Source organism: Streptomyces sp. NPDC058683, assembly GCF_042716195.1.
Classification (GTDB): Bacteria; Actinomycetota; Actinomycetes; order Streptomycetales; family Streptomycetaceae; genus Streptomyces.
On record NZ_JBHXSK010000017.1, the window covers coordinates 98,008 to 119,094 of the forward strand.

16 protein-coding genes and 1 tRNA gene are annotated in these 21,087 nt (G+C 72.9%); 4 read left to right on the top strand and 13 right to left on the bottom strand.

Annotated features, from left to right (window positions below; translation table 11 throughout):
- Positions 1-246 precede the first annotated feature (246 nt).
- Together ACFWXC_RS20320 and ACFWXC_RS20325 are read left to right on the top strand one after the other, a co-directional pair.
- Entirely contained in the window at positions 247-2,088 is a 1,842-nt protein-coding gene (locus tag ACFWXC_RS20320; RefSeq protein ID WP_384480512.1) for a tetratricopeptide repeat protein, read from the top strand.
- Positions 2,089-2,172: 84 nt separating this feature from the next.
- Positions 2,173-2,246 (top strand) — tRNA-Met (locus tag ACFWXC_RS20325).
- 68 nt (positions 2,247-2,314) lie between these two features.
- Here the strand turns inward: ACFWXC_RS20325 and ACFWXC_RS20330 are convergent.
- The 4 genes from ACFWXC_RS20330 to ACFWXC_RS20345 all read right to left on the bottom strand — a co-directional run bounded on the left by ACFWXC_RS20330 (position 2,315) and on the right by ACFWXC_RS20345 (position 5,643).
- On the bottom strand, positions 2,315-3,445 hold the full coding sequence (locus tag ACFWXC_RS20330) for an ABC transporter substrate-binding protein (RefSeq protein WP_384480514.1): 1,131 nt from the start codon (positions 3,443-3,445) through the stop codon (positions 2,315-2,317).
- The gene (locus ACFWXC_RS20335; protein ID WP_384480516.1) at positions 3,442-4,305 is read right to left on the bottom strand and encodes an ABC transporter permease; all 864 of its coding nucleotides are present in this window, start codon (positions 4,303-4,305) and stop codon (positions 3,442-3,444) included. The genes ACFWXC_RS20330 and ACFWXC_RS20335 overlap by 4 nt, the downstream gene beginning before the upstream one ends.
- Complete coding sequence (locus ACFWXC_RS20340; protein ID WP_384480518.1) at positions 4,302-5,123, bottom strand: ABC transporter ATP-binding protein; 822 nt, start codon at positions 5,121-5,123, stop codon at positions 4,302-4,304. Before ACFWXC_RS20340 ends, ACFWXC_RS20335 begins: the two co-directional genes overlap by 4 nt.
- Before the next feature lie 100 nt (positions 5,124-5,223).
- The gene (locus ACFWXC_RS20345) at positions 5,224-5,643 is read right to left on the bottom strand and encodes a Fur family transcriptional regulator (protein ID WP_384480520.1); all 420 of its coding nucleotides are present in this window, start codon (positions 5,641-5,643) and stop codon (positions 5,224-5,226) included.
- 125 nt (positions 5,644-5,768) lie between these two features.
- Between ACFWXC_RS20345 and ACFWXC_RS20350 the strand changes: the two genes are divergently transcribed.
- Positions 5,769-7,238 (top strand): catalase, encoded by a 1,470-nt coding sequence (locus ACFWXC_RS20350; RefSeq protein ID WP_384480522.1) that lies wholly within the window; start codon positions 5,769-5,771, stop codon positions 7,236-7,238.
- Positions 7,239-7,332: 94 nt separating this feature from the next.
- Here the strand turns inward: ACFWXC_RS20350 and ACFWXC_RS20355 are convergent, their stop codons facing one another.
- Both ACFWXC_RS20355 and hisN read right to left on the bottom strand, forming a co-directional pair.
- Complete coding sequence (locus ACFWXC_RS20355) at positions 7,333-7,725, bottom strand: cyclic nucleotide-binding/CBS domain-containing protein (RefSeq protein WP_384480524.1); 393 nt, start codon at positions 7,723-7,725, stop codon at positions 7,333-7,335.
- 183 nt (positions 7,726-7,908) lie between these two features.
- On the bottom strand, positions 7,909-8,709 hold the full coding sequence (hisN, locus tag ACFWXC_RS20360) for a histidinol-phosphatase (RefSeq protein ID WP_384480526.1): 801 nt from the start codon (positions 8,707-8,709) through the stop codon (positions 7,909-7,911).
- Between the two features lie 242 nt (positions 8,710-8,951).
- On the opposite strand from hisN, the gene ACFWXC_RS20365 reads away from it, so the two are divergent.
- Positions 8,952-9,557 carry a TetR/AcrR family transcriptional regulator gene (locus ACFWXC_RS20365; RefSeq protein WP_384480528.1) on the top strand — a complete coding sequence of 202 codons (606 nt, stop codon included), beginning with the start codon at positions 8,952-8,954 and terminating at the stop codon, positions 9,555-9,557.
- A 132-nt stretch (positions 9,558-9,689) separates the two neighbouring features.
- Here ACFWXC_RS20365 and ACFWXC_RS20370 read toward each other — a convergent pair whose 3' ends face one another.
- From ACFWXC_RS20370 to ACFWXC_RS20400, 7 genes are all read right to left on the bottom strand, one after another.
- Complete coding sequence (locus ACFWXC_RS20370; RefSeq protein ID WP_351745403.1) at positions 9,690-10,013, bottom strand: multidrug efflux SMR transporter; 324 nt, start codon at positions 10,011-10,013, stop codon at positions 9,690-9,692.
- A gap of 76 nt (positions 10,014-10,089) precedes the next feature.
- Complete coding sequence (gene rsgA / locus ACFWXC_RS20375; protein ID WP_384480529.1) at positions 10,090-11,136, bottom strand: ribosome small subunit-dependent GTPase A; 1,047 nt, start codon at positions 11,134-11,136, stop codon at positions 10,090-10,092.
- A 12-nt stretch (positions 11,137-11,148) separates the two neighbouring features.
- The gene (gene aroA, locus ACFWXC_RS20380) at positions 11,149-12,501 is read right to left on the bottom strand and encodes a 3-phosphoshikimate 1-carboxyvinyltransferase (protein ID WP_384480531.1); all 1,353 of its coding nucleotides are present in this window, start codon (positions 12,499-12,501) and stop codon (positions 11,149-11,151) included.
- 230 nt (positions 12,502-12,731) lie between these two features.
- Positions 12,732-13,445 carry a M50 family metallopeptidase gene (locus tag ACFWXC_RS20385; RefSeq protein WP_384480533.1) on the bottom strand — a complete coding sequence of 238 codons (714 nt, stop codon included), beginning with the start codon at positions 13,443-13,445 and terminating at the stop codon, positions 12,732-12,734.
- A gap of 201 nt (positions 13,446-13,646) precedes the next feature.
- Positions 13,647-19,499: an amino acid adenylation domain-containing protein gene (locus ACFWXC_RS20390; protein ID WP_384480534.1), complete on the bottom strand. Its 5,853-nt coding sequence runs from the start codon at positions 19,497-19,499 to the stop codon at positions 13,647-13,649.
- Entirely contained in the window at positions 19,496-20,266 is a 771-nt protein-coding gene (locus tag ACFWXC_RS20395; RefSeq protein ID WP_384480536.1) for a class I SAM-dependent methyltransferase, read from the bottom strand. The genes ACFWXC_RS20390 and ACFWXC_RS20395 overlap by 4 nt, the downstream gene beginning before the upstream one ends.
- Positions 20,260-21,018 (bottom strand): thioesterase II family protein, encoded by a 759-nt coding sequence (locus tag ACFWXC_RS20400; RefSeq protein WP_384480538.1) that lies wholly within the window; start codon positions 21,016-21,018, stop codon positions 20,260-20,262. The genes ACFWXC_RS20395 and ACFWXC_RS20400 overlap by 7 nt, the downstream gene beginning before the upstream one ends.
- Positions 21,019-21,087: the final 69 nt, after the last annotated feature.

Here is a 21,087-nt window from a genome sequence, read left to right on the forward strand (position 1 = left end):
CCCGGATCCTTTTGGATCCGGGCCTTCGTGGTGTGCGGGCGGGCGGCCAACGGCGGTCGCCCGAGCGACGCTTGGTGTCCGGACGGGCGGCGAACGCATGTACCGGTGCACGGGGTCGCCGTGCCGCTGTGGGGAGTTGGAGGAGATGTGTTTGACTTGTCGTTCTGTGGGCATGTCGACAAAACGCTGAAGTGACCTCAAGGGTTGCGGTATACCGGATGTACCCAGGTTGCAGGTGGTGCGACGATGGACGTTATGGGGGACAAGGCAACTCTGTTCGAGACAGGGCGATTTGTGCAGCCTTCGGGCGAGGAGCCGACCCGCGACGAGGCCGCCGAGGCCGCTGAAGAGGCACGACGCCGGCTCCATGCCGAGGCCGGTGACGTCGAGTCGATGAGTGTCCTCGGCGCCATGTTGCTGCGCCGTGGCGACCTCGACGGCGCCGAACCCCAGTTGCGTGCCGCCACCGCCGCCGGTGACCGTGCCGCCGCCAACAACCTCGGGGTGCTGCTGCACCAGCGCGGCTACCCCGACGAGGCCGCCGGATGGTGGCGGATCGCCGCCGTGGCCGGCTCCGCGGCCGCCGCCCACGCGCTCGGCCGGTATCACCGGGAGCGCGGCGACGAACCCGCCGCCGAGTACTGGCTGCGCCAGTCCGCCGAGCAGGGCCATGCCCTCGGCGCCTACGCGCTGGCCGACCTCCTGGAGCACCGCGGCGACGCGAAGGCCGGCCAGTGGATGCGGGCCGCCGCCGAACGCGGGCACCGGGAGGCTGCGTACCGGCTGGCGCGCGGGCTCGACCGCAGGGCGGGCGCGGGTGAGGGCGAGACCGGGGCCGACAACGGTGTCGACACGGAGACCGCCGCCGGGACCGCGGAGGCCGCAGAGGCCGAGCAGTGGTACCGGCAGGCCGCCGCCCGTGGCCACCGGCGGGCCGCGCTGCACCTCGGGGCGATCCTGGAGAGACGCGGCGAGCTCAAGGAGGCCGGGCGCTGGTATCTGACCTCCGCCAAGGACGGCGAGGCCCGGGCCGCCTGCGCGCTCGGCTTCCTGCTGCGCGACGCCGGGGACACCGAGAGTGCCGCCGTGTGGTGGCTGCGGGCCGCCCAGGACGGCGACGGCAACGCCGCCAACGCGCTCGGCGCGCTGCACGCCGAGCGCGGCGAGACCCAGACCGCCGAGCGCTGGTACCGGGCGGCGATGGATGCGGGCGACGACAACGGGGCGTACAACCTCGGACTGCTCTGCGCCGAACAGGGACGGACCGCGCAGGCCGAGCAGTGGTACCGGCGGGCGGCCTACGCGGGGCACCGGGAGGCGGCGAACGCGCTCGCCATCCTGCTGCTCCAGGGCGGCGACACGGCCGGCGCCGAACCGTGGTTCTCCAAGGCCGCCGAGGCCGGCAGCGTGGACGCCGCGTTCAACCTCGGGATCCTCTACGCAGGGCGCGGCGAGGACCGTGTCGCGCTGCGCTGCTACGAGCGTGCGGCCGCCGCCGGGCACACGGAGGCGGCGCTGCAGGTCGGCATCGCCCTGCTGCGGGAGGGCGACGAGGCCGCCGCGGAGCGGCATCTGCGGTGCGCCGCGGGCGGCGGGAGCGCCGAGGCCGCCTACCGGCTGGCCGCGGTGCTCGACGCGCGCCGGCCGAAGGTCTCCGAGCACGAGCTCGGCGAGTCCTCGCTGCACACCAAGACCGAGTGCGAGGAGTGGTACGAGCGCGCCGCCTCGCAGGGGCACCGGCGCGCCCAGGTGCGGGTCGGGATGCTCGCCGCGGCGCGCGGGGACGTGGTGGAGGCGGCGCGGTGGTACCGCATCGCGGCCGAGGCCGGGTCGCGGAACGGGGCGTTCAACCTGGGGCTGCTGCTGGCCCGGGAGGGGAGCGAGCCCGAGGCTGCCGTGTGGTGGCAGCGGGCCGCCGACGCGGGGCACGGGCGGGCGGCGTTGCGGCTGGCCCTGGTCTACGCGCGTCGTGGCGAGCTGGCCGAGGGGCAGCGGTGGGCCGACCGTGCGGTGGCACTGGGACCGGCCGAGGTCACCGAGCGGGCGGGGCGGCTGCGGGACGCGCTGCGCGAGGAGCTGTCGGCCTGACCTGTGCATTTCCGCAGGTCAGGTGGGCTGACAGTAATGGATTTGCTTCTGCTCGTGTCCCTCACGTAGTGTTCTATTCATCGACGCGGGGTGGAGCAGCTCGGTAGCTCGCTGGGCTCATAACCCAGAGGTCGCAGGTTCAAATCCTGTCCCCGCTACTGAAGGCCGAGGGCCGGAATCCAGAAACGGATTCCGGCCCTTGGTTTTTGTCCTGACCCGGATGCGGCTACGGGACGTGCCCCACCGCCTCCTCGTAGAGCGCCCGGTCCACCGTCCGGGACTCGGGGAGCAGGGCGTCCGTCCCGACGCCCTGGGCCCGGTACGCCGACTGCAGACGCGTCGTCGTGCCCGCGCGGATCTCCCAGTCCATCCGCAGCGGCGGGGTCGAGCGCAGGATCGCGGGATCGGTCTTCAGCAGCTTCGCGAGGTACGTGACGAAGTCCGCGTCCGACTTGTAGTCGCCGGCGAAGTACGTGTCGACCGTGCGGATGTAGGCCCTGAGCAGCGCCACCCCCGCGTCCACGTCGTCGTTCAGGAGCGTGCGGCCGTACAGCATCCCGCCCAGCGGCTCGCCCTGCGGCTGGCCGCCCAGGAACGCGTAGCCGGCCTTCCCGGTGACCTGGCGCCACACCGGGTCCAGGAGCCAGGCCGAGTCGACGCCGCCGTTCTGCAGGGCCGTGAGGACGTCGGCCGAGCCCAGTTGCTGGTAGCGGATCCGGTCCAGGCCCCCGCCATGGCTCGCGAGCGCCTTCTGCATGGGGTACGCGATCACCGAGCCCTTGCCGATCATCGTGCCCAGGGTGCGTCCCGCCATCTCCACGCCGGATGCGCTCTCGCCGTTCTTCAGGCGCACCCACAGGCCGCTCCGCGACTCCGGGTCGGGCGAGAAGTTGCCCGCGACCCACTTGATGTCGAAGCCGCCGCGGACGCCGTTCATCACGGCCGCCTCGGGCGCCGCCCACATCGCGTCGATGTCCCCCTTGGCCAGCAGGGGCAGCGCGTCCGGCGTGGGCAGCACCTTCAGCGTGACGTCCAGGCCCTCCGCCTTGAACTCGCCCTTGTCCAGCGCCACTTCGAGCGGGGCCACGTACTCCGCGCTCAGGGTGCCGGTCGCGATGGTGATCTTGCGGGGCTTGGCCAGGGGGCGGGCCGCGGGCTTGCCGGGGGAGCACCGGGCCGGGGTCCTCGTCGGCGAGAGGTCGGCCGGGTCGGTCCAGGACCCCTGGCCGCAGCCCGCCACCGGGCGGACCGTGCGATGCGGGGTGGCCGTCTCCCGGTCCTCGGCGTGCTTGGCCGAGCAGGCCGTCGCCAGCAGGGTCAGAGCCGCTGCCGCGACCGCGTACCGATGCGCTCTCATGACTGCCCCCGTCCCCGGTCCCGGGGCGCCCACGGGGTGAGCAGGCGGCCGGCGAGCCGGATCAGCTCGGAGAAGACCACGCCCAGGACGGCGACGCAGACGATCCCCACGAACATCACGTCGTTCCGGAACAGCGCGCGCGAGTCGAAGATGAGGTGGCCGAGGCCGTCCGTGGCCGCGATCTGCTCGGAGGCGACGATCACCAGGACGGCCACTCCCGCGGCGATGCGCGCGCCGACCAGGACCGCCGGGAGCGAGGCCGGCAGCAGGACATGGCGGAACATCTGCCAGGGCGAGGCGCCGAAGACCCGGCCCGCGTCACGGTGGCCGGACGGGACGGCGATCACCGCCGACATCGTGGAGATCCACACGAAGAAGAAGACCGTGACCGCCACCAGGGCCACCTGCGGTCCCTCGCCCAGGCCGAACATGTTCAGGAAGACCGGGAGCAGGGCCAGCTTCGGTACCACGTACAGGGCGTCCAGGAGTGGCTCCAGGGCCGCCTTGACCAGCGGGAGGGAGCCCATCAGCAGGCCCAGCAGGTAGCCGGCCGCCGTGCCCGCCGCGTAGCCCGCGAGCACCCGGCGGGTGGTCGCCCGGACGTCCGGCCACAGGTCGCCCGCTGTTGCCCGGTCCCAGCCGTCGGAGAGGATCGTGGACGGCGCCGGGTAGACGCGGTCGTCGATCCAGGCCTGGGTCGCGGCCAGCTGCCACAGGAGGACCAGGAGGACGGGGACGGCGGTGGCCAGGGCCAGCTCCAGGGCGCGCCGGCGCCGGTGGGTGCGGGCGGGACGGAGTTCGGCGGGGCCGGGGGCGCGGACCAGGACACGGGTCTCGCGGCCCGGGGTGAGGGTCGTCATGCCGGTACCGCCTCCTTGCGCAGCAGTTCCCACAGTTCGCTCTTCAGCGCCGTGAACTCGGGGGTGTCGCGGATCCCGCCGGTGCGCGGGCGAGGGAACGGCGGGCGGTGCTCGGCGATGATCCGGCCCGGGCGGGCGGACATCACCAGCACCCGGTCGCCGAGGACCAGCGCCTCCTCCAGGCTGTGCGTGATGAAGAGGGTGGTGGTGCGCAGGGCCTGGGTGAGGTCGAGGAGTTCGTCCTGGAGGATCACCCGCAGCTGGGCGTCGAGGGCGGCGAACGGCTCGTCCATGAGGAGGAGTTCGGGCTCCACGGCCAGGGCGCGGGCGATCGCCACCCGCTGGCGCATCCCGCCGGAGAGGGTCGCGGGGTAGGCGTCGGCGAAGTCCGCGAGGCCCAGCCGGGCCAGCCAGTCCTTGGCCCGGGCGTTGGCCGCGCGGCGCGGGACGCGTTGCACGTCGAGGCCGAAGCGGACGTTGGCCAGGACCGTCTTCCAGTCGTAGATGCCGTAGTCCTGGAAGATCATCGCGGCCGGGCGGGGACTGTCGGTACGGATCTCCAGCCGGCCGGCGCTCGGGCGGAGCAGGCCGGCCGCGATCCGCAGCAGGGTCGACTTGCCGCAGCCCGAGGGGCCGACCAGGCAGACGAACTCACCCGGCGCGACGGCCAGGTCGAGCGGACCGAGGGCGTCGACCGCGTGGGGGGACCGGCCGAAGGTACGGGTCAGGGCATGGGCGTGGAGCTTCGGGTACGCCGGAGGCGGCTGATACGGCTCTCCCACGGGATCTCCTCGCAAGAGTGCGGACCCCAAGACCATATGACGGACCGTCAGATTCGGGAACCCCGTGTACGGCGAAGAGATACGACACGAAGGCCCCGGCACTCACCGTGAGTGCCGGGGCCTTTCGGGACGTTCGTCAGGCGGCTGCCGCGCAGTCCGGGCACAGGCCGCGGTACGTCACCTCGACGTCGGAGACCGTGAAGCCGAACCGCTCCGAGGCGGGGAGGTCGGCCAGCGGGTTGCCGGTCGGGTGGACGTCGCGGATCGAGCCGCAGCGGGCGCAGACCAGGTGGTGGTGCGGTTGGTGTGCGTTCGGGTCGTACCTCTTGGCGCGCTTGTCCGTCGCGACCTCGAGCACTTCGCCGAGCGAGACCAGCTCGCCGAGGGTGTTGTAGACGGTCGCCCGGGAGATCTCCGGCAGCTTGGTGACAGCCCTGGCGTGGACCTCGTCGGCCGTCAGGTGGACGTGTTCGCCGTCGAGGACCTCGGCCACGACGCGTCGCTGCGCGGTCATCCGCCATCCGCGTCCACGCAGCCGATCCAGAAGGTCACTCATGCTCACCAGCTTAACAGCAGGCCGACCATTTTCCGAACAAGTGTGACTTTGGAGCTGAGCTTGACTTGGACTAAGTCCAATGTAGGATCGAGTTCGGGCCAGCAAAGCGACAGGAATGGTGCGAAATGACTCAGGAGGCAGGTGTGGCGCAGGGGCCGCTGACCACCGAGGCCGGTGCGCCGGTGGCCGACAACCAGAACAGCGAGACCGCCGGCGTCGGCGGCCCGGTCCTCGTGCAGGACCAGCTCCTGCTGGAGAAGCTCGCCCACTTCAACCGCGAGCGCATCCCGGAGCGTGTGGTGCACGCACGCGGTGCGGGCGCCTACGGCACCTTCACGGTCACCGCGGACGTCACGCCGTACACGCGCGCCGCGTTTCTCTCCGAGGTCGGCAAAGAGACCGAGACCTTCCTGCGCGTCTCGACCGTGGCCGGCAACCTCGGTGCGGCGGACGCGGTGCGCGACCCGCGCGGGTGGGCGCTGAAGTTCTACACCGAGGAGGGCAACTACGACCTCGTCGGCAACAACACCCCGGTGTTCTTCATCAAGGACGCCATCAAGTTCCCCGACTTCATCCACACCCAGAAGCGCGACCCGTACTCGGGCAGCCAGGAGGCGGACAACGTCTGGGACTTCTGGGGACTCAGCCCCGAATCGACCCACCAGGTGACCTGGCTGTTCGGCGACCGCGGCATCCCGGCGTCGTACCGCCACATGAACGGCTACGGCTCGCACACCTACCAGTGGAACAACGCGGCGGGCGAGGTCTTCTGGGTCAAGTACCACTTCAAGACCGACCAGGGGATCAAGAACCTCACGCAGGCCGAGGCGAACCGGCTCGCGGGCGAGGACCCGGACAGCCATCAGCGCGACCTGCGCGAGGCCGTCGAGCGCGGGGACTTCCCGACCTGGACCGTGCAGGTGCAGATCATGCCGGCGGCGGACGCGGCCACGTACCGCTTCAACCCGTTCGACCTCACCAAGGTGTGGCCGCACGCGGACTACCCGCCGATCGAGATCGGCAGGCTGGAGCTGAACCGCAACCCGCGGAACGTCTTCGCCGAGGTCGAGCAGTCGATCTTCTCGCCGGCGCACTTCGTGCCGGGTATCGGCCCGTCGCCCGACAAGATGCTCCAGGGCCGCCTGTTCGCCTACGGCGACGCGCACCGCTACCGCGTCGGCATCAACGCCGACCACCTCCCGGTCAACCGCCCGCACGCCACCGAGGCGCGCACCTACTCCCGGGACGGCTCGCTGTACGACGGCCGGCACGACGGCACCAAGAACTACGAGCCGAACAGCTTCGGCGGACCGGCACAGACCGGCCGCCCCCTGTGGCAGGCCACCGCGGTCGGCGGGGTGACCGGTGAGCACCCGGCGCCGGTGCACGCCGAGGACGACGACTTCGTGCAGGCGGGCGATCTCTACCGCCTGATGTCCGAGGACGAGAAGGAACGGCTGATCGGGAACCTGGCGGGGTTCATCGCCAAGGTGTCGCGTGACGACATCGCCGAGCGCGCGATCGGCAACTTCCGTCGGGCCGACGGAGACTTCGGCAAGCGGCTGGAGGCCGCGGTCCAGGCCCTGCGCGGCTGACATCCACTGGTGGACCGCTTGTCGTGGGCGGGTGGGCCGGATCCCCGGGAGGTCGGGGTCCGGCCCGTTCGGCGTGCCGGTACGGACCGGGGCGCTAGACGGGTTGCGGCGCGCGGGCCCCGACCCAGCAGCGGATGATGTCGCGGACCGAGACGATGCCGGCCGGCTCGCCGCCGTCGAGGACGATCAGATGACGGAAGCCGCCGTGGGCCATCGCCCGGGCCGCCTCCTCCAGAGTCCAGGTCGGGGCGGCGAACACGACGTCGTTGGTGGTGTGGTTGTGGATGGGCTCCGTGTCCGGGTTCTGGCCCAGGCCGACGGAGTTCAGGATGTCGCGTTCGGTGAGAATGCCGATGCCGCCGGCGTCCGGGTCGTGGACTATCGCCGCGCCCACGCGACGCGCGGACATCAGGGCGGCGGCCTGGCGGAGGGTGTGGGCGGGGCCGACGGTGAGGACCACCGTGCTCATGGCGTCACGGACGAGCATGAAAGGTGCCACCTCCTAGGGAACCGCTGAGATAGTTCAGCGATTCACAAATGCACAAAGTGGGGGTTCTCACAGGGTGGCAGGTAAAGCCCGGGTCAACAAGGGGGTGCGCGTAGCCAATTGAGGGCGCACGCGCTCATATGTGCTGGAGAAGAATGCCCTGTTCTGCCTCAGAAGGCTGTTTCAGTAACGCTGGGTGAGGTACGACAGCAGCTCGTCGTGGAGCAGGCCGTTGGACGCGGCCGCGTTGCCGCTGTGCGGGCCGGGGCGGCCGTCCAGGCCGGTGAAGGTGCCGCCGGCCTCCGTCACGACGATCGCGGTGGCCGCCATGTCCCACAGGGACAGCTCCGGCTCGGCGCAGATGTCCACCGACCCCTCGGCGACCATCATGTACGGCCAGAAGTCGCCGTACGCGCGCGTGCGCCACACGTCGCGGCTCAGGTCCAGGAAGCCGTTCAGCTGTCCCCGCTCGTCCCAGCCGCTCAGCGAGGAGTAGGCGAACGAGGCGTCGGACAGCTTCGAGACCTTGGAGACGCGCAGGCGGGTCGCCGAGGAGAGGCTGCGGCCGGTGTAGGCGCCGTGCCCCTGGGCCGCCCACCAGCGGCGGCCCAGCGCCGGTGCGGAGACCACGCCGACGACCGGCCGGTAGCCGCCCTCGGCCGCCTCCATCAGGGAGATCAGGGTCGCCCAGACAGGGACACCGCGTACGTAGTTCTTGGTGCCGTCGATCGGGTCGATCACCCAGCGGCGCGGGCCGGTGCCCTCGATGCCGTACTCCTCGCCGAGGACCGCGTCCCGTGGGCGGGCGCGCTGCAGCTGGCCGCGGATCAGCTCCTCGGCGGCCTTGTCGGCCTCGCTCACCGGGGTCATGTCCGGCTTGGTCTCGACCTTGAGGTCGAGGGCCTTGAAGCGGGCCATGGTCACGGCGTCGGCCGCGTCCGCGAGCACGTGGGCGAGCCGCAGGTCATCGTGGTAGTCCGGCATGCGACGAACGCTATCTGTCGGGGTGGGGGCGGGGCTACAGGGGCACGGGGCGGATACGGGGGATGTCCCGGGGACAGGTGGGACGCGGCGAGGGGCGATCGTCCGGCTGCCGGGCGGTGAGCGACGGCCTCGGTGGGCCCGCGTGTGTTGGCCGAAGGGCGCCCCCCGGTGCCTTCGCGAACCCTTGACAGTGGGGTCGTGCGCGTCAAATCTGGGCGCAGAGCCGCTCGCCCCAGGAGGCGATGATGCCTGCAGCCCGGGAGTCCCTGCTGGACGCCGCGTACACGGATCTCGCCCGCCGCCCGTGGGCCGCCGTACGGATGGTCGACGTGGCCGCGGCGGCCGGGGTGTCCCGGCAGACGCTGTACAACGAGTTCGGCAGCAAGGAAGGCCTGGCGAGGGCGCTGGTCCGCCGGGAGGCCGACGGGTATCTCGCGGGGGTGGAGCGGGCGCTGGTCAGCCATACCGAGGTGCGGGAGCGCCTGACGGCGACGGCCGAGTGGACGGCCGCGGCGGCCCGGGAGAACGTGCTGGTACGGGCGATGCTCACGGGGTGCTGGAGCGAGCGGCTGCCGGCGCCGACGCTGACCGCGGTGCCGTCTTCTTCGGCGGTGCCGGCGCAGCGGAGGGCGGACGGGCCGCTGCCTTCTCCCGGGGACTTCGTGCAGATCGTGCGGGATCGGGCGGTGGCGGTGCTGTCGGGACCGGGAGCCGTGCGGGGCAACGGTGAGCTGACCCGGTCGTGCGAGCTTGTGGTGCGGCTCGCGTTGTCGTGTGTGGCCGCGCCGCCGGGGGAGGGCGGGGTGGCGGAGCTGGTGCGGGGGGCGCTTTCGCGGCAGCCGGTGTGAGAGGGGGGCGGGTGGTGCGGGTTGTGGGTACCCGCGGGTGCGTGGGGGGCTGTCGCGCCCGCGCGGCGGTAGCCGCACATCGATACAGCCCCGCGCCCCTTTGGGGGCGCGTTTCCGTTCGGGACGCGCGCTTCAGTGGGTCGAGCCCGAGAGCTGGAGGCCGATCACGCCCGCGATCACCAGGCTGATGGAGATGATCTTCAGGGTGGAGACCAGGTCGCCCAGGAAGACCATGCCGTAGATCGCCGTACCCGCCGCCCCGATGCCTGTCCACACCGCGTACGCCGGGCCCACGTCCAGCTTCTTGAGGGAGAGGGTCAGCAGGCCGAAGCTGCCCAGGGCGAAGGACGCGAACGCGATCGTCGGCCAGAGACGGGTGAAGCCGTGGGAGAGTTTGAGGCACACAGCGAAGCCGGTCTCCAGAATTCCGGCCACGATCACCAGCAGCCACGCCATGTGCCGTCCTCCCGTATAGCCAGCTCGGTGCGATTATGCACTTACCGAACTCCGGTCAGCACAAACAACGCGGTGGTCAGTCGCCTTCCCTGCGCTCGCGTGTCGACAGGAGACGGCGCAGCGAGTAGAGACGGGCCGGGTCCGCGTGGCCCTCGGCGACCCACTCGTCCAGCGCGCAGTCCGGCTCGTCGTGGCTGCACGCGCGCGGACAGTTCACCGTGCCGGGCTCCAGGTCGGGGAAGGCGAGGATCACCCGGGACGGGTCGATATGGGCCAGCCCGAAGGAGCGGACGCCCGGGGTGTCGATGACCCACCCTCCCCCACTCTCGGCTTCGCTCGAGCGGGAGGTGCCCCCACCGCCGGTGAGGGGAAGGGCCAGGGCGGAGGTCGTGGTGTGGCGGCCCCGGCCGGTCACCGCGTTCACGTGACCCGTCGTCCGCCGGAGGTCCTCGGGGACCAGGGCGTTCACCAGCGTTGTCTTGCCGACGCCCGAGTGGCCGACGAACGCCGTGATCTTGCCGTCCAGATGGTCCTGGACCACGCGGGCCGCATCCCCCGTCTCCAGTTCCTCGCGGCTGGTGACCACGTAGGGGATCTCCAGGTGCCCGTACAGCTCCAGGAGCTTGTCCGGCGAGGCCAGGTCCGACTTGGTCATGACCAGGAGCGGGGTGAGGCCGGCGTCGAAGGCCGCGACCAGGCAGCGGTCGATGAGACGCGGGCGGGGCTCCGGGTCGGCCAGGGCCGTGACGATCGCCAGCTGGTCGGCGTTGGCGACGACCACCCGCTCGAACGGATCGTCGTCGTCGGCGGTGCGGCGGAGCACGGACGTCCGGTCCTCGATGCGCACGATCCGGGCCAGGGTGTCCTTCTTGCCGGACAGATCGCCCACCAGGGCCACCCGGTCACCGACCACCGCCGCCTTGCGGCCCAGCTCGCGCGCCTTCATCGCCAGGACCGTACGGTCCTCGACCAGGCAGGTCAGCCGGCCCCGGTCGACGGTGAGGACCATGCCCTCGGCCGCGTCCTCGTGCGCGGGGCGGGTGTGCGTACGAGGACGGGTGCCCTTGCGGTTGGGGCGCTGACGGATGTCGTCCTCGTCGGTGTGCTTGCCATAGCGGCGCATGGTCGTACGCCCCTAGGCCCCGTCGCTCCCGAGCATCCCGGTCCACAGGTCGGGGAAGTCCGGCAGGGTCTTCGCCGTCGTCGCCACGTTCTCGATCTGAACGCCCTCCACGGCCAGCCCGATGATCGCACCGGCCGTGGCCATGCGGTGGTCCTCGTAGGTGTGGAAGACCCCGCCGTGCAGCCTGCGCGGGCGGATGTGCAGGCCGTCGGCGGTCTCGGTGACGTCACCGCCCAGCTCGTTGATCTCCTTGGTGAGCGCGGCCAGCCGGTCCGTCTCGTGGAGCCGGAGATGGGACACGCCCCGGAGGGTGGAGGGGGAGTCGGCGAGGGCGGCGACCGCCGCGATGCCGGGGGTCAGTTCGCCCACGTCACCCAGGTCGACGTCGACGCCGTGGATCCGGCCGGAACCGGTGAACTCCAGGCCGTATTCGGTCAGTTCGCAGGAACCGCCCATCTCGGTGAAGATCTCGCGCAGCCGGTCGCCCGGCTGGGTGGTACGCGACGGCCAGTCCGGGATCAGCACCCGGCCGCCCGTCACCAGGGCGGCGGCGAGGAACGGCTGGGCGTTCGAGAGGTCCGGCTCGACGGTCAGGTCCCGGCCGAGCAGAGCGCCCGGGGTGACCCGCCAGACGTTCGGCTCGCCGCCCGACTCCGGGGTGTCCACCTGGGCGCCGACCGCGCGCAGCATGTCGACGGTCATCCGGATGTGCGGGAGGGAGGGGAGGCTCGCGCCGATGTGGCGGACCTCCACGCCCTGGTTGAACCGGGGGCCGGAGAGCAGCAGGGCCGACACGAACTGGGACGAGGACGAGGCGTCGATCGACACCGGGCCGCCCTCCAGAGCGCCGCTGCCGTGCACGGTCAGCGGGAGCGCGCCCCGGCCGTCGTCGTCGATCCGGGCGCCGAGGGCGCGCAGGGCGTCGATCACGCCGTGCAGGGGGCGCTCGTAGGAACGGGGGTCGCCGTCGAAGCGGATGTCGCCTGCGGCGAGGGTGGCGACGGGCGGGAGGAAGCGCATCACGGTGCCGGCGTTGCCGACGTCGACCGTGGCGGGGCCGCGGAGGCCGGCGGGGAGCACGCGCCAGGCCTCGCCGGAGCCGTCGGGGCCGCCCGAGACGGAGGAGCTGGAAGACACCGTCTCGTCGATGCCGACGCCCATCGCGCGCAGGGCGCCGGCCATCAGCAGGGTGTCGCGGGACCGGAGGGGTCGGCGCAGCCAGCCGGGCTCGGAGGCGAGGGCGGCGAGGACGAGGGCGCGGTTGGTGACCGACTTGGACCCGGGCACGTGGACCGTCGCGTCGACGGCTCCGCTTGCATGGGGGGCGGGCCAGAGGGCGGTTGGTGCGGTGGGGTTTGCGGCCATGGGGTCACTTTAGTGCGGGGCGCTCCGCGGGGGAGGCCGGCATCCGGGTGCGGGTCGCTCCGCGGGGGAGGCCGGCATTCGGGTGAGGCGCCGTGGGGGCTGGTCGCGCCCACGCGGCGGAGCCGCACATTAATACGGCCCCGCGCCCCCTGGTTGGCTGCGCCTAGGTCGGCTGTGTGCCTTGGTTGGCTGCGCCTGCGCCTGCGCCTGCGTCGGCTGGGATGTGCGGTTCACATGTCGAGCAGCCAGCGGCCTCCGCCGATCAGTGAGCAGAGCGACACCGCGTGGAACAGGAACAGCCACATGCCTGCCGGTACGTGGGTCAGGCGGGACAGCTGGTCCGCGTCCGAGTCGCCGGCGCCGCCCCGCGACCGCTTCGCCTGGAGTTCGAACGCCGGGCGTACGCCGCCCAGCAGCAGGAACCACACCACCGCGTACGCGAACGCCGCCTGCACCTGGGGCCCGGCCAGCCAGGACACCAGCAGGAACGCGCCGCCCGTCAGGAACACGGTCAGGACGCCGTACGCATTGCGGATCATCACCAGCATGGCGATGAGCAGGGCCGTCGCGACCCACAGCAGAAGGGTGATGCGGCCGGCGCCGAGCAGGGCCGCGCCGCCCAGGCCGAGCAGCGGGGGCGCGGTGTAGCCGGCCGCCGCCGTCAGGATCATGCCCAGGCCGTGCGGCTTGCCCCGGCTGACCGTGAGGCCGCTGGTGTCGGAGTGCAGGCGGATGCCGGTGAGCTGGCGGCCGGTGAGCAGGGCGACCAGGCCGTGGCCGCCCTCGTGGGCGATCGTGATGGCGTTGCGGGATATTCGCCACACGGTGTGCGGGACGACCACGGCGGCCGCGGCGGCGAGTGTCGCGATCACCACCCACAGGTCCGGGTCGGGCTGGGTGCCGATCAGCTCGTCCCAGAGCGAGGTCGCTGTGCTGGTGTCCATGGTCTCCGGTCGTTCCCTCTCGTCGTACGGAGTCGGCAGTCTGACACGTATGCATGTGTGGTCGGCGTGTCAACGGCCAGGAGAGAGGGAACGTCCCCGGATCACCGCCCTCGGACCGGGATCACTGTCCGCGGTCCCGGATCACTGTCCGCGGTCCCAGATCACTGTCCGCGGTCCCGGATCACTGTCCGCGGTCCCGGATCAGACCGCGCCGCTCACCTCCCCGCGGCGCCGGTCCACCGCCGTCGCCAGGTCGGCGACCGTCCGGGTGGTGAAGACCTCGCGCAGGCTGATCGAGATCTGGAAGCGGTCGCGGATCCTGGCGATCAGCCGGGTCGCGGCCAGCGAGTGCCCGCCGAGGTCGAAGAAGTTGTCCTGAACGCCCACCCTGGGCACGTCCAGCAGCTCGCTCCACAGGGTGGCCAGCTGGTGCTCGGTGGGGGTGCGCGGCGCGACATAGCCGGAGGTCGTGCCGGCGGCCTGCCGCGGGGCCGGCAGCCGGCGCCGGTCCACCTTGCCGTTGGCGGTGAGCGGCCAGCTGTCCAGGGTCAGGACGTGCTCGGGGACCATGTGGGAGGGCAGCCGCTCGCGGAGCCAGTCGCGCAGCCGGGCCGGCAGGGGCGCCTCCTGCGGTGGCACGGGAGCGGCCGCACGGTCCACCCGGCCGCCGACCAGGGCGTGCACCAGCAGATGGCGGTCGCCCAGGGCGAACAGCGGCTTGAGCGGCTCGAAGTCGAGTTCGCCGATGGGGCACAGGCCGACGTCGGTGCCCGCCGCCCAGTCCATGAGGAGCTGCCCCATGTAGCCGGCCTCCAGCAGGCACAGGTCGCGGGCGAGCGAACCGTACAGCGGCTCGATCGCCGCCAGGTCGGCGACCAGGAACAGGGTGAACCCGGCCGCGTCGACGAGGGCGCGGTTGTGCCCGGCGTGCACCTCGGCGCCGACCGTCGCGTCCTCGCCGAGCAGCACCACGGCGTTGTGCCGCGGGTCCACGTAGTACGCCCCGGGCGCCAGGCCCGCCACCGCACCGGCCTTCACGTGCAGATACGTCTGGACGGGATACAGGCCCCCGGCCGACGGATAGCGGCACTTGGCCAGCCCGTCCACCTCGTCCTGCCCCAGCAGGCCCAGGCCGGCGGCCAGTTCGGCGAGGGCGACCGGGGTGCCGAGGAACGCCCGGTCGCTGCGCCGCCGTGACGGCTCGGCGGGGACCCCGGGCAGCGGGACCCGGTGCCGTCCGGGCTCCTGGCGCAGTCCGTGCCGGGCCAGCTTGAACTCCGCCCGGGCCAGCGGGTCGAGCAGCGTGATGCCGGCCCGCCGCCCGGCCTCGAAGTCCGCCGTACCGTCCCGCCGGCCGGGGACGACATAGGCGACCAGACCGTCATGGCCGGGCCGGTCCGCGCCCGACGTGGCGGCGACGACGGCCGAGCCGACCTCGGGATGGGCGAGCAGGGCCGACTCGATCTCGCCGGGTTCGATGCGCTGGCCGCGGATCTGGACCTGGAAGTCGGCCCGGCCCATGAACTCGATGGTGCCGTCCGGCCGCCACCGGCCCAGGTCACCGGTGCGGTACATCCGCTCCCCGGTCCCCGAGTGCGCCACGAAGACCGCGTCGGTGCGCTCCGGGTCGCGCCAGTAGCCGTCGGCGAGGCACACCCCGGAGACGTACATCTCGCCGGTGACCCAGTCCGGGCAGTCCCGCAGCCGCTCGTCGAGCACGTGGTAGCGGACGTTGGCGATCGCGGTGCCGTACGGGATGCTCCGCCACTCGGGGTCGGTCTCGCCGACCGGGAACCAGATGCTCCACACCGTGGTCTCGGTCGGACCCCCGATGGAGACGACCTCGACGCCCGGCACCAGCTCGCGCAGCCGGCCCGGCACGGGGAGCGGGATCCAGTCGCCGCCGAGGATCACCAGCCGGAGCGGATCCGGGCGGGCCCCGCTCTCCAGGAGCATCTCCATCATCGCCGGGACCGAGTTCCACACCGTGACCCGGTGGCGGGCGATCAGCTCCGCCCAGTGCGCCGGGTCGCGGCGGTCGGCGGCGGCCGGGACGACCACGCTGCCGCCGGCGCCCAGCAGCCCGAAGAGGTCGAAGGCCGACAGGTCGTGGTGGAGCGCCGTCACGGCGAGGCAGCGGTCGGCCTCGGTGACCCGGTAGGTCTCGATCGTCTGCACCAGGCAGTTGACCAGCGCCCGGTGCGGGACCATCACGCCCTTCGGCTCGCCCGTCGATCCGGAGGTGAACATCGTGTAGACGAGGTCGTCCGGGCTGCCGGGCGCCGGCAGCGGGGTGTCGGCGACGTCGGGCAGCGGCTGGTCGACGCAGAGCCGCAGCCGCCCCGCCAGGTCCACGTCGAGGTGCGACTGGGTGAGGACGAGCGTCACCTCGCCACGGTCGAGCAGCTGCCGTACGCGCAGGGCGGGCTGGTCCGGGTCGACGGGCAGATAGGCGGCCCCCGAGAACAGCACGCCGTAGGCCGCGACGACCTGTTCCCAGCCCTTCTCCATGACGATGGCGACGAGCTGTCCGGGCCGGGCGCCGTGCGCGTGCAGCCAGCGGGCCACCTGCCGGGAGGCGTCGGCGAGCCGGCCGTAGGACAGGGTCCGGTCCGGGGCGATCACGGCGGGGGCGTCGGGGCGGAGCGCGGCCTGCCGTTCGAACAGCTGCTGCACCTGGAGGTCGGGGACGGGGCGTTCGGGGCCGGCGTGGGTGTGTTCCGGCAGGGCGAGCGGTGCCGGCCGCGTCCAGGCGTCCTCGTCGGTGGCGAGCCGGTGCAGCAGGGCCGTCTGGGCGTCGAACATGGCGTCGACCAGCCCGTCCGGGAAGAGCGCGTCGACCGAGTCCCAGTTCAGCAGCAGCGCACCCTCCTGCTCATGGGCCTGGCAGTCCAGGGTGACCTGCGGGGTCTGGGAGATGGTGAACACCGGGGTGAGCAGCCGTTCCAGAGGGGTGCGCTCCGCGGCGGCGAAGGCGAGGTTGCTCGTCATCACCACCGGCATCAGCGCCCGGTCGTACCCGCCCTGCAGGCGCATCAGCTCGCGCAGCACCTCCACCCCGCTGACGGCCGCGTGCCGCAGATCGTCCCGGAGCCGCCGCTGCACCTGCCGGGCCCGTTCCAGGAAGGTCTCGGCACCCCGGTGGTCGATCTCGAGGAGCGTGAAGGAGGCGAACTGGCCGAACACCTCGTCGTACGACGGGTCGCGCACCGGACGGGTCAGGCGCGGCACGTTGAGCGTGAAGTGGCGGCTGTTGCTCCAGACGGCCAGCACCTCCGCGTACACCGCGAGCAGCAGGGCGCTCGGGGTCAGCCCGGCCCGTCCCGCGCGCTCCTTGAGGCCCTGCCAGGTCCCGGCGGACAGCACGGTGTCCCGGCGTTCGAAGTGCGGTACGTCCACGGCCGCGGACCGGGCCGGCAGCTGCGGCGCCGGGGGCAGTTCCGGCAGCCGGCGCCACCAGTAGTCGTAGGCGCGCCGGTACTCGGGGGTGTCCCTGCGCCGGGTCTCGGCGTGGACGTGGTCGCGGAACGAGCGGGCGGGGGCGGGCGGCCCCGCGTCGGGCTCGCAGTAGAAGCGGGACAGGTCGTCGAAGAGCAGCCGGCCGGAGGAGAAGTCGGCGATCAGCGAGTCCACGCTGAGATGGATCCGCAGGCCGTCGTCCAGCCGGGTGGCGGCCACCTCGAACAGCGGCCACCGGTCGGCGGGCCGCACCTCGTGCGACAGCCGTTCCCGCACGGCCGCCAGCCCGGCCTCGGCCGCGTCCTTCTCCTGCCCGCGCAGATCGGTCACCCGGATCTCGTAGGGCGGCACCTCGGGCAGGATCCGCTGCTCGTTGCGGTCGGGCACCATGACCGCGCGCAGCATCTCGTGCCGGTCGATCACCCGCCGCCAGGCGTGCTCGAAACGGGGCAGGTCGAGATCGGGGGCGTCGAACTCCACGTACACGTGGGTGGAGACGTTGCCCAGCTCGAAGGTGCCGGTGCGGCCCAGGCAGTAGGCCTGCTGGGTGTCGGTCTGGGGGAAGGGGGCGTGCGGGTCGTCCGGCGGGACCGGAGCCGGAGCCGGGGACGGCGCGGAGGCGGAGGCGGACCTCGGCCGTTCCCCGACGGCCGCCGCGAGCGCGGCGATCGTCTGGGCGTCGTAGAGCGCGTCCTCGGAGAGGGAGATCCCGAGGTCCTGCTCGATCCGTCCCGCGAGCCGCAGCATGGCCAGTGAGTCCAGGCCGAGGCCCGGCAGCGAGTCCGCGGGCCCGGGCCGCCGCCCGGAGGCGGGGGCGAGCGAGGCCACGAGGTCGGTCAGATAGTCCTCCACGGACGCCCCGTCGTGGTCTTCCGCGGACGCCCCGTCGGCCCACTCGCCCACCACGCTGAGCGACCCGGCGACGAACGCCGCCCGGGTGGCCCGGCGCTGGATCTTCCCGCTGGACGTCTTGGGCACGGTCGAGGCGCGGACCAGGACGAGCCGGTGCAGCCGTACGTCGAACTCCGCGGTGATCGCCCGCCCGACCGCATCCGCCACCTCGGCCACGGGCGGCGCGGCCACCCCCCGCCGCACCTCCGCGACCACGACCAGCCGCTCCACACCGTCGCCGCCGTCGATGCCGACGGCGGCCGTGGCGTTGGGCCGCAGCGCCGGATGGGCGCCCTCCGCGCAGCGCTCGATGTCCTGCGGATAGAGATTGCGGCCGCGCACGATGATCAGGTCCTTGCTGCGCCCGGTCACGAACAGCTCGCCGTCCCGCAGGAAACCGAGGTCGCCGGTGCGCAGGAAGGGACCCTCGCCGCTCGCCGTACGGGCGCCGAAGACGGCCGCGCTCTCCTCCGGCCGGCTCCAGTACCCCTGTGCCACGTTCGGACCGCCGACCCAGATCTCCCCGACCTGCCCGGTCCGGCACGGCGTCCCCGCGGCCGGATCGACGACGAGCAGCCGCTGTCCGTCGACGGCACCGCCGCACCCCACGACGGTCCGGCGCTGCCCCGCACTGCCGGGCACCACCCGGTGCGCCTCCAGCGCGGCGGCGTCCAGGGTGACGGCGGCCGCGTCGGTGAGCCGGTCCCCGCAGGACACCATCAGCGTGGCCTCCGCCAGCCCGAAACTGGGCCGCAGCGCCTCCCGGCGCATCCCCCAGGGGGCGAAGTGCGCGGCGAACCGGTCGAGGGCCGCGGCCGGCACCGGCTCCGCGCCGACCACCACGGTCTCCAGACCGGACAGGTCGAGCGGCGCCCCGGCGGCGGGGTCGACGCGCTCGACACACAGGTCCAGGGCGAACGGCGGTACGGCGGACGCCGTGGCGCCGTACACGGAGATCGCGCGCAGCCACTGCACGGGGTCCAGGACGAAGGTGCCCGGGGCCATCAGCACCCCGGGGAAACCGCCGAACAGCGGCTGGAGGATGCCGCCGATGAGCCCCATGTCGTGGAACGGCGGCAGCCAGCTGACCAGGCGGGAGTCCTCCGTGGTCCGCAGCCGCCACTGGATCTGGGCGGAGTTGTGCAGCAGGTTGCCGTGCGAGACCATCACGCCCTTCGGCACGGCGGTGCTGCCCGAGGTGTACTGCAGGAAGGCGAGATCCTCCCAGCCGGCGCCCGGGTCCGTCCAGGCGTCGGGGTCGGCGGTCGGGGCGGCGCCGGACAGCCAGGCGACGGACCCCAGTTCGGCCAGGTGCCGCCGTGCGGTGGCCATGCCCCGGTCACCGGCGAGCACGGCGGCGGGCGCCGCGTCCGCGGCGATCGCCCGCAGCCGCGCCGCGTTGCGGGCATGCGGCGGATACGACGGTACGGCGACCAGTCCGGCGTACAGGCAGCCGAAGAACGCCGTCAGGTAGGCGGTGCCCGGCGGATGCAGGACCAGCACCCGGTCACCGGGGGAGCAGCTCGCCTGTAAGGCCGCCGCCACCTGCCGGGCCCGGCGGTCCAACTCGGCGTAGGTGAGGGTGGATTCCTCCGTGCCGTGGCTGTCCAGGAAGACGTACGCCGACCGGCCGGGCTGTTCCGCGGCGCGGGTCCGCAGCAGGTCGACGAGACTGCGCGGGACGGTCTTGAGGGGGGCGTTCATGCTGGTCCTCCGGTTTCCGTTGAAGGTTCGGGACGCTCCGAGGGACCGGGGTGCCCGGGCTTCTCCGCCCGCACCCACCGGGTGGGCACCCACGGTCCGCTCCACCACATCCGGTGGCCGACGTCGGCCGAGGTCACGTCCCGGGCGCCGGCGGCGAGCAGCAGGTCGCGGTACTGGCCGGTGTGGAGGATGTCGACGACGAGCAGCCGCCCGCCCGGCCGCAGCACCCGGTACGCCTCACGCACCGCCTCCCCGCGGCCCCGCGCGTCGGTGATGTTGTGCAGGGCCATGCTGGACACCACGAGGTCGAACCGGCCGTCCTCGAAGGGGAGGTGCCGCATGTCGGCGGTGACCAGGTCGATCCGGTCGGCGACCCGCTCCCGGCCGGCGTTCTCCAGCGTGGTCCCGGCGCGGTTGCCCGACTGGTCGACGGAGCGCCACAGGTCGACGCCGGTGACCCGGCCCCGCTCCACCCGGCGGGCCACCGCGGTCAGCACCGCGCCGCGCCCGCAGCCCAGGTCCAGGACCTGTTCGTCGCCGCGCAGCCGGAGCCCGTCAAGGAGCTCCTCCCACACCAGGAACTTGCCGCGCACGCTGGCGTGCAGGAACAGCCCGGCCGGGGCGGCCGTCACCGCCGGGATCCGCAGCAGCCAGCGGGGTGCCCCCGCGGCGACCGCCACCAGCGGCAGCACGACCGAGCCGCCCAGCCCGATCAGCCAGCCGGGCGCGTCGACGCCGTACCGGCCCTTCCCGGCCGCGCCTACCACGCCAGCTCCCCGGCCACGAAGGTGAGGACCTGCGGGGCGGCGGCGAAGACGAAGAAGTGGTCGCCGGCGAAGACCCGGACCCTGACGTCGGTGCCGAGGTCGCGCCAGCGCTCGACCTCGGCGGGTGCGGCGGCGGGGTCGTCGGACCCGCCGAGGGCGATCAGCGGGATCCCGGGCCGCAGCACCGCGGCGGCCCGGTAGGTCTCGGCGGCCTCGAAGTCCGCGCGCAACTGGGGCAGGACGAGCGCGAGCCACTCCTCGTCGGCCAGCAACTCCGGTGGAATGCCGCCCAGTCGCCGCAGCCCGGCCACGAACTCGCGGTCCGGGAGCGGATGCATGGCGGGGGTGGAGCGCGGGAGGTGGGGCGGCACGCTGCCGGAGACGACCAGCGCCGCCGGCGGACGGCCGGAGTCCTGGAGGGCGAGGGCGAGTTCATAGGCGAGCAGGGCGCCCATGCTGTGGCCGAACAGGACGTACGGCAGCCCTTCGGCCCGGCGGGCGAGCGGGGCCGCGAGTTTCTCCGCGAGCCGGACGACCGATGTCTCGGCGGGTTCCGTCATACGGATCTCACGCCCCGGCAACTGGACGGGGACGACCTCGGTGCCGGGGCCGAGCAGGTGCTGCCAGGGGCGGAACACCGAGCCGCCGGCGCCGCCGTGGGGGATGCAGAAGAACCGGACGCGGGGAGGGGACGGCCGGGACGCGCCCGGCAGGGCGTGCGGGAACCACGAGGGTGCTGTTGTGACACACACGGGCAGACAGAGACCTTCGGTTCACGGGTGACGGGTCACGCCACCCGAAACGGACGGGTGGGAGAGGCG